Raw genomic sequence first — 14007 nt, forward strand, 5'->3', positions numbered from 1 at the left:
CGAATGTTCACTCCCTGTAATCGGTTGGCGTGGGGGGCCGCCGCGACGCGTCGCGGCGGCCCCGAACTCGTGCCTGCCCGACGGGCAGAACCGTCAGCTGATGGAAATGGTCACCGGCGGGTTCTTCTCGTCCTCTTCACCCTCGACCGGGTCGTTCTCGATCGTGATCTTCTTCGCCATGAGAATTCACTTCCTTCGAGTGGGTCGGACCGCTACGAGATGGAGACGCTGATGGGCGGGTTCTTCTCGTCGTCCTCGCCCTCGACCGGGTCGTTCTCGATCGTGATCTTCTTCGCCATGCCGTATCCCTCCCTCCCTGCGGAGATTCTGGAGATCTGCTGACGGATCGCCCACGGAGTCAGCAGATCGACTCGGTCGGCGGGGGAACCACCGAGGGATCTTCCACCAGGACGGGCAGCGTCTGGAGCTGCTCCAGATACTCGTGCATCGACTCCTCCGAATTCCTTCAGCAGGTCGACCCCTGCCAGCCGACTCCGTCGCAAGAGACTGACACCGTCATGACGACGTCAGAGTTCCCTGAACTCGCCTCGGCCGACGCGCTCGTGGCAGTGAGCGGAAGAGCGAAAGCCGCAATCGCCGCGACCGAAATGAACGGGGCCATACGCTTCATGGGGGTCGATCTCCCTTTCTCTGTGTGGATGGAACCGGTAACTCTTGCTGCGCCAATGAGTCTGCATGCCAGGACCCGCCCCGTCATCCCCTGCCAGGTGGCCTCTATCGTCCTGGCCCGTTCAGGCCAGCGGGATAGGGGAACCTAGGGATATCCCTCTTCCCAACCCGCCGCCGGTACCGTCACAATGACGCAATGGTATTGATCAACCGCGATTACCGGCTGCTCTGGGCAGGACAACTCGTCTCACAGATCGGGGACTTCGCGTTCAGCACGACACTGTCCTTGTGGATCGGCACCGTGGTGCTCGCCGGCAGGTCGTACGCACCCGCCGCCGTGTCCGCGCTCGTGGTCGTGGTGGCCGTCGCCACCCTGCTGGTGGGGCCCCTGGCCGGGGTGTTCGTCGACCGGTGGGACCACCGGCGCACGATGCTGGGCGCCGACCTGGCGAGAGCCGTGCTCATCGGGTTACTGACCGCGGTGGCGTTCCTTCCCGGCGGCACGCTGTCCGACACGGCCGTCCTCGTCGCCGTGTACGCCGCCGTGCTGCTGGCCACCGCCGCCGCACAGTTCTTCAACCCGGCCCGGTTCGCGCTGATCGGTGAGGTGGTGGAGCCGGAGCAGCGCGCCAGAGCGGCCGGTATAGGCCAGGCGACCCAGGCCATCGCCGTCATCGCGGGGCCGCCGCTCGCGGCCCCGCTGCTGTTCTCCGTCGGCGTCCGCTGGGCGCTGCTGCTGAACGCGGTCTCGTTCCTGGTGTCGATGGCCGCCGTGCGGGCCGTCCGGACGACCGCCCGCAAGCACGAGGAGACGACGGAACCCACGGCTGTCCCCGGTCCTGTCGCCCAGGTCCCACCGGTCCCGCCCTCCGAAGTCGCTTCCGTCCGCGCCGAGTTCATGGCCGGTCTGCGGATGGTCACGCGCAGCCGGCCGGTGACCGCGCTGGTCGCCACGATCGTCCTCGTCACCATCGGCGCCGATGCCCTGAACTCCCTGAACGTCTTCTTCGTGACCGACAACCTCGGCGCCGCCTCCCGCTGGTACGGCACCCTCGAAATGGCCCTGGGCTTCGGCCTGATAGCCGGCGCGCTCGCCACGGCCTGGCTGGCCGGACGCCTCAGCGGCGCCCGTGTGTTCTCGACCGGTCTCATCCTCACCGGCATCGGCCTGGTGGCGTACTCGCGGCTCACCGGCCTGGGCCCGGCCATCGTCGTCCTGGCGGTGACCGGCATCCCCCTGGCCGCCGTCAACGCCTCGCTCACCCCCGTACTGCTCGACCATGTGCCGCAGTCGCACCTAGGCCGGGTGATAGCGGTGATCAACCCGATGCAGCAACTGGCTGCCCTGGTGGGCGTGTCGGCGGCCGGCTGGCTCGCCAGTACCGTCCTGCGCGACTTCTCCGCCGACATCGCCGGAGTACGGTTCGGGCGCATCGACACGATCTTCACCTTTGCCGGGCTCCTCGTCGTCGCCGGCGGGTTCTACGCGATGGCGGCCCTGCGCTCCGCCGACCGGCCCGCACAGCAGGCCCCGGAGCCCGCGGCGGCGGCCCGGTGACCGGTCCACGGACCGCCGGGCCGTCGAGCACCGGCTCCGCGTTTCCGCTGGGCGGCGGAGTGTTCCTGCGCCTCGCCCACGAGCGGGACGCCGCCGCGCTGTACGAGAGCCAGGTGCGCAACCGGGACCACCTGAGGCCCTGGGAGCCCCGCCGCCACGAGGAGTTCTACACCCGGGCGGGCCAGGCGGCCCGGCTCGCCGAGCAACTGCGGCTCCACCGGGCGGGCCGGGTGGCGCCCTGGGTGCTGACCCGCTCCGACGCCGTCGTCGGCATGGTCACCCTCACCGACATCCTTCCCGCCCCGTTCTTCGGCGCCGACCTCGGCTACTGGCTCGACCGGCGGTACACCGGAAGAGGCCTGGCGACAGCGGCCGTTCGGCGCGTCTGCGAGCTCGCCGAGACGGAGTTCGGCCTGCACCGGCTCGAAGCCGCGACCGCCCTGCACAACACCGCGTCCCAACGGGTGCTGGTGCGCTGCGGCTTCCGCCGGATCGGCGTCGCCCGGGGCCGCGTCCAGACCGACGGGGCGTGGACGGACGTGGTGCTCCACGACCGCGTGCTGCACGACCGTCCGCCGGGACTGTAGGCCCGCGGACCGATGGCCACCGCGAACGGCCCGTACGCGAAGGACCCTTAAGCGCACGGGCCGTACGGTGTGGTGGCCCTCATCGCCGCTCGGGGAGCGGGTCGGCGAACCGCCAGCCCTCGGCGAGCAGGGCGTCCACCGCCGCCACGGCGGTGCGCAGCCGCTCCTCGGGGCCGCCTGTGACCAGCAGGAACCGGCGGCCGGTGCGCTCCAGTTCCTCCCTGAACCGTCCGGTCATCCACGGCCGCAGGTGCGGGCCGTCACGCAGGCCGTCGTCCTCGAAGGGCACGCCCGCATGGTCGGTGAGCAGATACAGGTGGCGCGGGGTGAGCGCGGCCACGGCCGCCACCTCGGGGCTGGGGGCGCCCAGGTAGCGCTCGTGCCAGATCGCGGTGGCGAAGGAGTCGGTGTCGCAGAAGAGCACGGGGGAGCCCTCGCGTGCCGCCCGCTGTTCGTCCGCGTCCTGGTGGCGGGCGATGACGGGGAACTCCTCGGAGGTGAACTCCACGTCCGTCCAGTCGGCCCGGGGTGCGACGGCCCGCAGGGCGGCGAGCTTCTCCTCGCTGTACGCGCGCCCGTACTCGGGCACCCAGCCGGTGTCGGCCCAGACGCCGCCGCGGGCGCGGTAGTGGGCCGCCAGCGCCCGCGAGAGCGTCGTGGTTCCGGTGGACTCGGCGCCGAGGACGACCACGCGCCGGGTGAGCGAGGCACGTACACCGGGGCCGAGGAACGGCCAACAGCCCACCGGGTCCTTGCGTACGGCCGTGCCGGACACGGGGTACAGGGTGCGGTCGGGGTCCACGGTCACCTCGGCCGCGCCGAACCGGCGGGCCAGCTCGGTGCCGTAGGCCTCGGAGGTGAACACGGCGTCCACCGGCTCCGGGACGGCCGCGCGGAAGACCGCCATGTGGGCGTCCCACACCGCCGGGTCGTGCACGTCCACCGGGTGGTCGTCGACCGCTCCGACGACCTCGGCCCCCGGATGGGCCTCGCGCATCCACGCCACCCGGTCGGCGAGCGGCACCGACTCCACGGAGGCCGCGCAGACCAGGACGGTCAGCCGTTCGCACTGCGCGAGGGCGGTACGGACGAGATGGTGGTGACCGGCGTGCGGCGGATAGAACTTGCCGAGCACCAGGCCGTGGCGGTACGGGCGGGGGGGAGCGTTCACGCGGTCACCGCCGTGGCGGCGCGGGGGCCGGTGGTGGCGAGGGTGCGCCGCCAGCCGAGGAGGCCGGCCACGCACAGGGCGAGGAAGCCGACGTACAGCAGCGAGGTCAGGTACAGGCCCTTGTAGGCGTAGAGCGGGATGTAGACCAGGTCGGCGGCGATCCACAGCCACCAGGACTCCAGCAGTTTGCGGCACTGGCCGTAGGTGGCCGCGAGCGACAGCGCGGTGGTGAGCGCGTCCCAGAAGGGGACCGTGGAGTCGGTGACCCGGTCGAGCAGGAGGGTGAGGACGGCGCTGCCCAGCACGCCCGCCGCTGCGAGCCAGGCCCATTCGGCGCCCGTGGTGCGACGGACCGGCAGGGCGTCGGCGGTGCCGCGTCCCGTGCCGCGGGCCCAGGTCCACCAGCCGTATGCGGCCAGGGCGATGAAGACGACCTGGAGTCCGGCGTCGGCGTACAGGCCGGCCTGGAGGAAGAGCACGATGAAGAAGACGTTGTTGGCTATGCCGACGGGCCAGTTGGCGATGTGCTGACGTGCCACCAGCCAGACGCAGAGGGCGCCGGTCGCGAAGCCGAGCGCTTCGGTCCAGCTGAGGTTCCAGTTCACGGATGAGCTCCTTTATGGTCAGCATGACTATAAACGGAGCGACGGTGGGCGACAAGAGAGTTGACCGCCATGCCGGGACACCCGGAGGGGGCGCTGGTGCACTGGTTCACGGGATGCCGCGGGACGCGTACCGGGATTACGCTCGGACGGGGCAGGGTTCACCCATGTCCCCTTCCTCCTCGGAGCGGGTGCCGGCCGGCTATCGGTCCCGGCCCGCGACCGCCGCTGATGTCACGGCAGTTCACCGACTCGTCGCCGCCTGCGAGTACGAACTCCACGGTCGCGTCTCGACCGGCCCCGACCGCGTCGCCGCCGATCTCGCCCCGCCCGGACCGGACACGAAGTCCGACACCCTGCTCGTCCACGACTCCACGGGTGAACTGGCCGCCTGGGGCCGGGTGAAGGGCCGGCGCTCGACCGTTCACGTACATCCCCGCCACACGGGGCGGCGCCTGGGCAGTTGGCTGCTGGCATGGGCGGAGGAGCGGGCCCGGTGGCAGGGGAGCGATCGCCTGGCGCAGACCGTCGCAGACAACCATCACGCGGCGATCGCGCTGCTCGGGGCGCGCGGCTACTCCCCGCTCGTCACCGAGTGGCTCCTGGGGATCGCCACACCGGCCGAACCGGAGGTGCCCGAGCCTCCGGCGGGCATCATCGTCCGGTCCTTCAGGGCGGGCGACGCGCGGGCGGCGTACCGGCTCACCGAGGACGCGTTCGACGAATGGCAGCAGCGGCGGAAGACGTACGCGGAATGGGCCGAATACACGGTTCGGCGTGCCACGTTCGAGCCGGCCGCGTCCCCGGTCGCCTTCCGTGGTGACGAGATGGTCGGTGCGGTGCTGTCCCTGGATCTCCCCGACGAGGGGGAGGGGCACATCGAGCGGGTCGCCGTCCGACGCGACCAGCGCAACCGCGGACTGGCCCGGATGCTCCTGCGGGAGGCGTTCCGCGCCTTCCACGAACAGGGCAAGCAGGGCTGCACCCTGTGGACCCACTCGGACACCGGCGCGCTGGCGCTGTACGAGCGCATCGGGATGACGGTCCGCCGCAGTTCCACTGTGTACAGCAGGAAACTCGCCACTGGGTAGACGGCGCCCGATCGGGGTCCGCGGTATTCGCGTTCACAAAATGAATACAGGATCTTCACAAGAGGAGTGACACGTGTCAAGATCATCCGCATGCCCGTTGTCCGGGCGTCGAGCTGCCGTGGTGGTCGCGCCGAAGGACGTCGGTGCGGTTGCCACGGCGTCATCGGGTGAAGGTCCCTGGGGCGGGGGTCAGGCGTGCTCCGGTACGCCGAGGACCGCGCACACGGTCCGCGCTATGTGGAGCGGGGTCGCGGCCGGGTTCTGGGCCGGCAGCAGCATGTGGCTGACGGTGAGGCGTACGGCCATGTCGGCGGCCGCGGCGCGGGAGTCCGGGTCGGTCTGCGGGACGGTCTCGCCGAGCCAGGCGCGGAGCAGCCGCCGGGTGCTGGAGAAGACGGGTTCGGGCCTGCTGGTCAGGAACGGCAGCAGGGCGTCCGTTCCCCCGCGGGTGGCGGTCAGCACGGCGCCGACGAACGGGTTGACGTCCGCCTGCTCCAGGGCGTGGGCCACGGCCGCCTCCAGCGCGGGGGCGAGGTGCCCGCGACGGGCGTCGAGCACCGCGCCGAGGCCGACGAGGAACTCCCGCGTCTCGTGCTCCACCAGTGCCCGGCCGATCCCCGCCCGGTCGCCGAACTCCTTGTAGATGGAGGGGCGTGACACCTCGGCGCGCAGGGCGAGGTCGGCCACCCGGACGCGGTCCCAGCCGTTCTCCGCGGCCAGCGCCCTGGCCTCGGTGATGACCCGCTCCCGCATCTGTCTGCGCCAGGCCACGCGGGGCGGGTCGGGCCGTGAGTGCGGTGTCGCGGAGCCAGGTCCGTCGGGCATGGCCGCAGTGTGCCACGAGGGCTCGCGGTCCGTGAGGTGTTGCCGGTGGTCCGCGCCCTACTTCGCCGGGCGAAGCCGCTCCATCTCGCCGCTGACCAGCGGGTGCGCGGGGTCGATGGCGCCGACGATACGGGTGCCGATGGCGGTGAGCTGGCGCACCTGGGCGCGGGTGAGGGCGTCGAAGACGTAGCCGCGGACCGCCTGCACGTGTCCCGGCGCGGTGGCGGCGACCTTCTCGAACCCCTCGTCGGTGAGGGTGGCCACGGTGTAGCGGCCGTCGGTCGGGTCGGCGCTCCTGGTCACCCAGCCCCGCTTCTCCAGGCGTCCGACCACCTGCGACAGGCGGGGCAGTGAGCCCTCGGCGAACGAGGCCAGGTCACTCATGCGCAGGGTGCGCTCGGGGACCATGGACAGTCCCGCCATGACCTGGTACTCGAAGTGGCTGATCCCGGCGTCGCGCTGCAACTGCGCGTCCAGCGCCGCGGGCAGCCGCATCAGCAGGCTGCCCAGGGCGATCCACGCCCGGTCTTCCTCGTCGTCCAGCCAGTCCGGCTCCTGTGGGGTCTCCATCTCCCCATTCTAGCTTCACGCGTGAACCCCTCTGACTTCACGCATGAAGTGATCGTTTCCGTCATTGGCTTGCATCGTTAAGTCATGGCCACGTAGTCTCAAGTTAAATCTTTAAGTCACAAGCGTCCCTCTGGAGCATGATGAACGTCCTGATGTGGATCATCGCCGCACTGCTCGCGGCCGCCTTCCTGGCCGCCGGCCTCATGAAGCTGGCGCAGCCGAAGGCGAAGCTGGCCGAGGCCGGAATGGGCTGGACCGAGGACGTGAGCGAGCGCTCGGTGAAGCTGATCGGTGCGGTGGAGGTGCTCGGTGCGGCGGGTCTCGTCCTGCCCGCGGCCCTCGGCGTCGCCGTGGTGCTCACGCCGCTGGCCGCGCTCGGCCTCGCGCTGGTCATGGCCGGCGCCGCGGTCGTCCATGCCCGTCGTCGGGAGACGCCGCTGATCGCGGTGAACCTGGTGCTCCTGGCGCTGGCCGCGGTCGTCGCCTGGGGCCGCTTCGGCCCGTACTCCTTCTGACCCGCGTCGGTCCACGTGCTTCCGCTGGTCCACACGCGTCACCGGCCCGCGCGCTTCCGCCGGTCCCGCCCGGGAGTCGGCGGAAGCGCGCTCGGTGACGAGAGTGCCACCGTGTGTGCCGCGTGACAAAGGGGGCCCGGTGTCAATATTTTGATGGATCGTCAGATCTGTTGCCACTGATTCGGCACGCCTGCACGGTCGGGGTGGGCCCCTCGCGCGGCCGTCCGATGTCCTTCGGGGCCGCCGGTCCGGTGCGCCATCGGGGTCTCCAGGGCTCGTTGATCTACATTGCCCGGCTATGGGGCAAAGTGGCGGAATCAGCCGTCGGTCGGTGCTCAAGGCCATGCACCTCGCCGGGCTCACCACGGCGGCCGGCGGGATCCTGGCCGGAAGACCGGCGCCGGCGGCGCGGGCGTCCTTTCCGCAGCCGGCGGTGTCCCGCTCGCGAGCGGTGCCCGGCTGGGCGTCGCCCGTCGTGGAGCAGACGCTCGACGTCCGGTTCACCGACGTCCGGATCCCGGGCCACGGAACCGTGACCACGCGCACCTACAACGGGACGATCCCGGGGCCGACCCTGCGCCTGCGCGCCGGCCACACCCTGCGGCTGACGCACATCAACGGCCTGCCGCCCGATCCGCCCCACACCGGCGACCACAACACGCCGCACCACCCGAACAGCTTCAACCTGCACACCCACGGGATGCACGTCTGCCCGTCCGGGTACGCCGACAACGTGCTGCGGGAGTTCGCGCCCCGGACGGCCGAGGAGACCGCCGCCGGGGCCGCGGAGCCGAGGTATCTGACGAGCATCCAGGTACCGGCCGGCCATCCCGCGGGAACCTACTGGTACCACCCCCATCTGCACGGGTCCACCGCCGAGCAGGTGCTGGGAGGCATGGCGGGCGTGATCGTCGTGGAAGGGGACGTCGACCAGGTCCCCGAGATCAGGGCGGCCGCCGACATCGTCGTCTGCGTCAACGAGCTCAAGTTCAAGGACGGCAAGGTCCCCGCCTTCACCTCGGGCGCCTGGACGACCGGCATCCCCTCCGTCTTCACCGTCAACGGCACGGTCAACCCCACCCTGCGGCTGCGCCCCGGCGAGGTGCAGCGGTGGCGATTGGTGGCGGCAACCGCGTTCACCGCCCTGCGACTTCAAGTCGTAGGCGAACAGGGCAATCTGACGTTGCACCAGATCGCCCAGGACGGTGTCACCTTCGCCGCGCCCGTCGCCCGGGACGCGGTGGACCTGGCCATGGGCAACCGCGCCGATGTACTCATCCGCGGCGGCGCGCCCGGCCGGTACGAGGTGCGGGCCGCCGCGTCGCCCGGCCCGCTGATGACCGTCGAGGTCGCCGGGGAACCCATCGAGCCGCCGATGGCGCTGCCCGTCTCACTGCCGCCGGGCAAGCCGTTCCTCGACGAACGGGACATCACCGACCCGGCCGCCGTCCGTGAAGTGGTCTTCCACGCCGACGCGGGCGTCTTCCCCGGCGCCTTCCCCAACGCCTTCCGGGTACTGGGCACGAACGCGACGCCCGCGGCCGACCCCGGCGGCGACCTCACCCGCGACCGGTCCTACGGCCTGTTCGACCCCGACTACACCAACCACACCCTGCGTCTGGGCACCGTCGAACGCTGGACCGTGCGCACCGACGAGACGATGCCGGAGCACACCCACCCCTTCCACCTCCACACCAACCAGATCCTGCTCACCCACCGCAACGGCGAACGGCTCGACCCGCCGGTCTGGCACGACACCATCGGCCTGGCCGGCGGCACACCCGGGGACCGGATCACCTTCCTGGTCGCATACGAGGACTTCGCCGGCCGGGCCATCGCCCACTGCCATCAGCTCCACCACGAAGACCTCGGCATGATGCAGACCGTCCACTACGTAGAACCGTGACGCCGGAACCGGCCCGCACGGGCGGGTGCGGACGACGGGGTGACGGGCCTCATGAGCAGCCGTGCCGGGTCACTTCTGTGCTCAACGCGTGCAGAATTGACGGGAGTTGTGAAAGGCGACAAGAATGAGGACCGCTTCGCTGTGTCTGAAGAGAGCGAAGCGACGCGAGTGACACGGGCGACCAAGTCTTCGTAGGTCATGTCTCCATGGCACCCGCCCGTGTCGGCCCCTCGCACTCTGCCACCTCCCACACTTTCACCTGGACAGAGGCTCATCTTGTCGCGTTCGCAACAAAAGAGAATGCTCGCCGCTCTCGGGGCAACGGCCTTCGCCGGTGCCGTGCTCCCGCTCCTCGGCGCAGGCACCGCAAGCGCCACGACGTCCGGCGACTGCCAGTCCGCCACGGTCCAGTACCGCATCGTCGACGCCGACGGCAAGCCCGTGGGCGCGGACTGGTCGTCCCAGGGCGGATTCCACCAGTGGGACTCCGTCCCCGGCACGGTCGAGGTCCGCCTGGCCCCCGGCCAGACCGTCGGTGAGGGCTGCAAGTACCCGGTGTCCCTGGCCGAGTACACCACCGAGGGACCGAACTGGTTCACCTCCGGTCACCAGGCCCAGGTCGACAAGGCCACCGTCTACCTCACCGCGGCGGACGTCGCGGACTCGGCCGACGCGAAGCAGACCTGGCAGAAGCTGACGGTGCGGGCGCCCGACTGCTTCGGCCAGATCGACCTGTACGGCGACGACGTCTCGTACGACGGCCAGACGGGGGAGGGGCACGGCCCCCTGCCCTACGAGCCCGACAACATCGTCACCCCGAACCACCTGATAGCCGCCTGGAACGGTGGTGACAAGGCCTGCGCCCCCGCGACGCCGGCCTCGCCCACGCCGTCGCAGTCCGCCCCCGCCACGCCCTCGACGCCCGCGGCCAGTCAGCCGCCCGCCGACGCGACGACGCCGGCCGCCACGCCCAAGCCGTCCAGCACCCCCACGACGACGCCGGACGTGCCCCCGCTGTCGTCGACCCCGCCCGCCACCCCGAAGCCCTCGCCCAGCGAGAGCAAGCCGCCGCTGGCCGAGACGGGTGCGAACGGCATGCTCGGCCCGATCGCGGGCGGTGCGGCTCTGGTGATCGTCGCGGGAGCCGGTGCGGTGGTCATGTCCCGCCGCACGCGTCGCTCCTGACGCCGGCACCCGGGATCACACCCGGGCGCTGATGTGCCCCGCCGGCTCCGCCCGCAGGACCCGACGCCGACCGCGTCGACCTGCGGGCGGAGCCGTTTTCCGTCGGGGGACGATCACGTCCCCCTCGGTGCGTGCGTCAGCCGAACCCGATCCCGAACAGCAGCGTGCCGATCGACGCCAGGGTCAGCCCCAGCGGGAGCAGGCTGATCCCGATGCCCACGCCGAGGCTCTTCCGCTTCGCCGGGTACCACGGCGCGCCCAGGGAGAGCACGGCGAGCAGAAGCAGGATCAGCGTCGTACCGATGGCGGCCTCCGTGTGCCCGCACGGGTTGGCGGCGGAGCACGAGTCCAGTGCCATCGGCGACACCAACAGCAGGAAAGCGGCCACGAGTTGCACCGGCAGCGCCACCAGCACACCGACCAGCGGAGCGATCCACCACTTGCGCGGGGGCTGCGGCCGCTCGGCGACGAAGGACGGCGCCACGGACGGCGGGGGTGCGGGAGTGGTCCGCGTCGAGACCTGGGGTCTGGCTGGTGTGCTCATGCGCACAGTATGAGCACGGGGTGAACACCTGGTGAAGGCAGGTCCCGGCGGGGGTCCGCCCTCCGGGGCGCCGACTCGTGCGGAGGCGGCCCCTGTTGCCGTCGAACCCAGGGGCACGGGTCTGTCTGACGAACGGTGTATCACCTAGGCTGACCAGCATGAACATGCGTACGAATGGTGGTGGGGCCGGAGAGGCGCGTCTCTCGCTCGACGCCATGACCTCGGACTTCGTGGTGGACGTCGCCAACATCGTCCGGGAGCAGTCCCTGCTCGGACCGCGGCCCGCCGATCTGTCCCGGCTGCTGCTCCTGCTCGACGCGCTCGCCGAGTTCGCCTGCGACGAGGACGTCCGCGTCTACGGAGTCTGCGACAGCTCCCTGCTGCGCGACACCCGGCTCACCCCCGCGGAGCGAGCCCTGCTCGGGTCCTGGGCGGACGAGGGCCGGATCGAGGTCCGCCCGGTCGCCGACCCGCGCATCCTGGAACTCGCCGAGCAGCTCGACATGCCCGCGGTCACCTTCGACAACTTCACCGACCACATCCCCGGCCGGCCGTGGATCGCCGGGAACACCGACACGTTCCTGAAGCCCCGGAACAATCCGGCCGGCCCCGGACTCGTGGTGGTCCCGCGTGTTCTGCCCGTACCCGAGGAGTGGCAGATCTCGCGCAAGGTCGAGGAGTCCGACCTGCTCGCCTCCGGCCTGTACGACCGCCGCGGCCACGGGGCCCGCACCGACCTGCTGTCCCGCCTGTGGCGCTGCGCCGACGACGCCTGCCCCCTGTTCGGCGCGCGCCGTGCGGCGGGCCAGCCGATGCCCCGTCACCAACGCGGCTCCGTCCTGTGCCCGACGCACGAGACACCGCTCACCGCCGTGGGCACCGTCCCCGCCAGGATCCAGCTCAAGGTCAGGATCGACGGCACGGTGCGCGCCCGTTTCGCCGTGCACGAGGGGGAGACGGTCACCGTCGGACGCGCACCCGCCGTGGCCGGCGGCATCGCCCTCGCCGCCCTTCAGGGCTTCGGCCCGGCCGCCCGCAACTGGATCAGCCGCAACCACCTCACCGTCACGTTCACCGGCGACCGGGCCCTCGTACGCGACACCAGTTCCAACGGGACCGTGGTGGAACGGCGCGGCCCGGACGCGAAGCTTCGCAACGGGAGCGAGTGGGTGCTCAGGCCGGGGCACCGGGTCCTGCTGCACGACACCGTGGCCCTGGAACTCAGCGGGCGGCAGCACGTGTTCACCGAGGAAGCGGCGGCCGTGCCGGCCACCCCGCTCACGTCGGCCGACACCGGCCCCACCCTCCTCTACTCACCGCCACGGCGCGGGGAACAGGGCAGCCGCGGAAACCAGCGAGGACGCACCACCAGGAGGCACCGGTGAACCGGACGCGACCCACGGACATCGACACCGGGACACTGCTCGCCGACCGCTATCGGCTGAACCGCCTGATCGGCAAGGGCGGGCAGGGGCTGGTCTTCACGGCCGAGGACGAGAATCTCGGCGGCCGAACCGTCGCGGTCAAGATCCTGCTCCCGCTCTCCGGTCAGGCCGCCCAGCGACAGCAGGAGGCGCTGGCCCGCTTCGACCGTGAGGTCAACGCGCTGGCCCGGCTGACCCACGACAACATCGTCGTCATTCACGACCGCCTCATCCATCAGGGAGTGCCCTTCTCCGTGATGGAGTTCCTGGAGGGTCCCAACCTGGCGGACCGGCTGCGGAGCGAACACCAACTCCCGCTGTCCGACGCCCTGTCCTGGACGGCCGAGGCAGCGGACGCCCTCACCGCCGCCCACGCGCTGGGCATCTGGCACCGGGACGTCAAACCCGCCAACATCCAGCTCACCAGGACCGGTCGGGCCAAGTTGTGCGACTTCGGCCTGGTCTCGGCGCTGACCCCGAACGACCCGACGCTGACCCGGCGCGGTCACGCCGCGGGCTGCACCCCCGGCTACGCATCTCCGGAGCAGGCCGAGGGCAGGCTCGTCGCGGGCCCGTCCGATGTCTTCTCGCTCGGCGTCACGCTGTACGCCCTGCTGGCCGGCGGCACACCGTTCGGGGCCGCGGATCCGACGGTCGCCCTGCTGCGCGCGATCGAGGAGTACCCGTCGCCCGTCACCGTCCACCGCCCCGACGCTCCGGCAGAAGTCGCGCAGCTGCTGGCCCTGATGATGGAGAAGGATCCGGCGGCCCGGCCCAGTGCGCACAGCGTGGCCGTGCGCCTGCGCAGGTGTCTGGAACGGCTGCGCGCGGCGGGGGAGGACGGCACGCACTACACCCCCACCGTCACGGACGCCCCCGTCCCGCCTGCCGTGGACCGGCTCGCGGCGGCACCGGCTCAGGACGCCGGCCTCGGCGCGGAGCAGGACGTCGTCACGGGGGCCGGCATGACACCCGTCCCCGACCAGGGGGGCCCGGTCCGCGGGCCCGCTTCTCACGGCCCGGCCGGTGAGAACGATGCGGCCGAGTCCCACGCGGCCGATGACGCCGAGGAGTTGTGGCGGGCGCTCGAGACGGCCGAGGGGCAGCTGCTCGCTGACCGGTTCTCGGCCGCGGACGCGGGGTTCCGGCGGCTGTCCAAGCGCCTGTACGAGCAGGGCCGTCATCGCCATCCCGCCATGGTGGCCGCCCAACTCGGCCGCGTGCGGGCGCTGTCGGGGCTCGGCCGTGCGGAGGAGGCCGGCAGGCGTCTGGCCGGACTCCGTTCCACCGTCGGCCAGAAGCTGGATCCGTCCCATCCGCTGCGCACGGCGGTCGAGGGACTACGTCTGGAAGAGACACCCGAGAACCGGGCCGCCCGGCGATCCTGACGGCCCGTCAC

14 protein-coding genes are annotated in these 14007 nt (G+C 71.4%); 9 read left to right on the forward strand and 5 right to left on the reverse strand.

The window, feature by feature from the left end:
• From ACFWI4_RS15515 to ACFWI4_RS15525, 3 genes are all read left to right on the forward strand, one after another.
• Positions 1–342: hypothetical protein (locus tag ACFWI4_RS15515; RefSeq protein WP_387195767.1), on the forward strand; the 342-nt coding region annotated here is incomplete at its 5' end.
• Positions 343–826: 484 nt separating this feature from the next.
• Positions 827–2188 carry an MFS transporter gene (locus tag ACFWI4_RS15520; protein WP_387195770.1) on the forward strand — a complete coding sequence of 454 codons (1362 nt, stop codon included), beginning with the start codon at positions 827–829 and terminating at the stop codon, positions 2186–2188.
• Positions 2185–2775: a GNAT family N-acetyltransferase gene (locus ACFWI4_RS15525; protein WP_387195773.1), complete on the forward strand. Its 591-nt coding sequence runs from the start codon at positions 2185–2187 to the stop codon at positions 2773–2775. The genes ACFWI4_RS15520 and ACFWI4_RS15525 overlap by 4 nt, the downstream gene beginning before the upstream one ends.
• Before the next feature lie 79 nt (positions 2776–2854).
• Here the strand turns inward: ACFWI4_RS15525 and ACFWI4_RS15530 are convergent, their stop codons facing one another.
• Both ACFWI4_RS15530 and pnuC read right to left on the reverse strand, forming a co-directional pair.
• Positions 2855–3946, reverse strand: a complete 1092-nt coding sequence (locus tag ACFWI4_RS15530; protein ID WP_387195776.1) for an AAA family ATPase — start codon at positions 3944–3946, stop codon at positions 2855–2857.
• Complete coding sequence (gene pnuC / locus ACFWI4_RS15535) at positions 3943–4551, reverse strand: nicotinamide riboside transporter PnuC (protein ID WP_387195779.1); 609 nt, start codon at positions 4549–4551, stop codon at positions 3943–3945. The genes ACFWI4_RS15530 and pnuC overlap by 4 nt, the downstream gene beginning before the upstream one ends.
• Positions 4552–4715: 164 nt before the next feature.
• Here pnuC and ACFWI4_RS15540 point away from each other — a divergent pair, with 164 nt between their 5' ends.
• Positions 4716–5639 carry a GNAT family N-acetyltransferase gene (locus ACFWI4_RS15540; protein WP_387195782.1) on the forward strand — a complete coding sequence of 308 codons (924 nt, stop codon included), beginning with the start codon at positions 4716–4718 and terminating at the stop codon, positions 5637–5639.
• A gap of 189 nt (positions 5640–5828) precedes the next feature.
• Here ACFWI4_RS15540 and ACFWI4_RS15545 read toward each other — a convergent pair whose 3' ends face one another.
• Both ACFWI4_RS15545 and ACFWI4_RS15550 read right to left on the reverse strand, forming a co-directional pair.
• Positions 5829–6464, reverse strand: a complete 636-nt coding sequence (locus ACFWI4_RS15545) for a TetR family transcriptional regulator (protein WP_387195785.1) — start codon at positions 6462–6464, stop codon at positions 5829–5831.
• A 57-nt stretch (positions 6465–6521) separates the two neighbouring features.
• Entirely contained in the window at positions 6522–7034 is a 513-nt protein-coding gene (locus ACFWI4_RS15550) for a MarR family winged helix-turn-helix transcriptional regulator (protein WP_387195788.1), read from the reverse strand.
• 137 nt (positions 7035–7171) lie between these two features.
• On the opposite strand from ACFWI4_RS15550, the gene ACFWI4_RS15555 reads away from it, so the two are divergent.
• The 3 genes from ACFWI4_RS15555 (at position 7172) to ACFWI4_RS15565 (ending at position 10640) form a co-directional block, all read left to right on the forward strand.
• The gene (locus ACFWI4_RS15555) at positions 7172–7549 is read left to right on the forward strand and encodes a DoxX family protein (protein ID WP_387195791.1); all 378 of its coding nucleotides are present in this window, start codon (positions 7172–7174) and stop codon (positions 7547–7549) included.
• Between the two features lie 298 nt (positions 7550–7847).
• On the forward strand, positions 7848–9455 hold the full coding sequence (locus ACFWI4_RS15560) for a multicopper oxidase family protein (RefSeq protein WP_387195794.1): 1608 nt from the start codon (positions 7848–7850) through the stop codon (positions 9453–9455).
• Between the two features lie 300 nt (positions 9456–9755).
• Complete coding sequence (locus tag ACFWI4_RS15565) at positions 9756–10640, forward strand: LAETG motif-containing sortase-dependent surface protein (RefSeq protein ID WP_387195797.1); 885 nt, start codon at positions 9756–9758, stop codon at positions 10638–10640.
• 136 nt (positions 10641–10776) lie between these two features.
• Here ACFWI4_RS15565 and ACFWI4_RS15570 read toward each other — a convergent pair whose 3' ends face one another.
• Entirely contained in the window at positions 10777–11184 is a 408-nt protein-coding gene (locus ACFWI4_RS15570) for a hypothetical protein (protein WP_387195800.1), read from the reverse strand.
• A 158-nt stretch (positions 11185–11342) separates the two neighbouring features.
• On the opposite strand from ACFWI4_RS15570, the gene ACFWI4_RS15575 reads away from it, so the two are divergent.
• Positions 11343–12569: an FHA domain-containing protein gene (locus ACFWI4_RS15575; RefSeq protein ID WP_387195803.1), complete on the forward strand. Its 1227-nt coding sequence runs from the start codon at positions 11343–11345 to the stop codon at positions 12567–12569.
• Complete coding sequence (locus ACFWI4_RS15580) at positions 12566–13996, forward strand: protein kinase (RefSeq protein ID WP_387195806.1); 1431 nt, start codon at positions 12566–12568, stop codon at positions 13994–13996. Before ACFWI4_RS15575 ends, ACFWI4_RS15580 begins: the two co-directional genes overlap by 4 nt.
• The last annotated feature ends 11 nt before the right edge of the window (positions 13997–14007 follow it).

Source organism: Streptomyces sp. NPDC127038, assembly GCF_042725875.1.
In the GTDB taxonomy this organism is placed as follows: Bacteria; Actinomycetota; Actinomycetes; order Streptomycetales; family Streptomycetaceae; genus Streptomyces.

What these genes read in the sequence shown, in the direction of transcription:
- ACFWI4_RS15570 (WP_387195800.1), bottom strand. Translation starts at nt 11,184, where the DNA reads ATGAGCACACCAGCCAGACCCCAGGTCTCGACGCGGACCACTCCCGCA.
- ACFWI4_RS15555 (WP_387195791.1), top strand. Translation starts at nt 7,172, where the DNA reads ATGATGAACGTCCTGATGTGGATCATCGCCGCACTGCTCGCGGCCGCC.
- ACFWI4_RS15560 (WP_387195794.1), top strand. Translation starts at nt 7,848, where the DNA reads ATGGGGCAAAGTGGCGGAATCAGCCGTCGGTCGGTGCTCAAGGCCATG.
- ACFWI4_RS15540 (WP_387195782.1), top strand. Translation starts at nt 4,716, where the DNA reads ATGTCCCCTTCCTCCTCGGAGCGGGTGCCGGCCGGCTATCGGTCCCGG.
- ACFWI4_RS15575 (WP_387195803.1), top strand. Translation starts at nt 11,343, where the DNA reads ATGAACATGCGTACGAATGGTGGTGGGGCCGGAGAGGCGCGTCTCTCG.
- ACFWI4_RS15565 (WP_387195797.1), top strand. Translation starts at nt 9,756, where the DNA reads ATGCTCGCCGCTCTCGGGGCAACGGCCTTCGCCGGTGCCGTGCTCCCG.
- ACFWI4_RS15550 (WP_387195788.1), bottom strand. Translation starts at nt 7,034, where the DNA reads ATGGAGACCCCACAGGAGCCGGACTGGCTGGACGACGAGGAAGACCGG.
- ACFWI4_RS15545 (WP_387195785.1), bottom strand. Translation starts at nt 6,464, where the DNA reads ATGCCCGACGGACCTGGCTCCGCGACACCGCACTCACGGCCCGACCCG.
- ACFWI4_RS15520 (WP_387195770.1), top strand. Translation starts at nt 827, where the DNA reads ATGGTATTGATCAACCGCGATTACCGGCTGCTCTGGGCAGGACAACTC.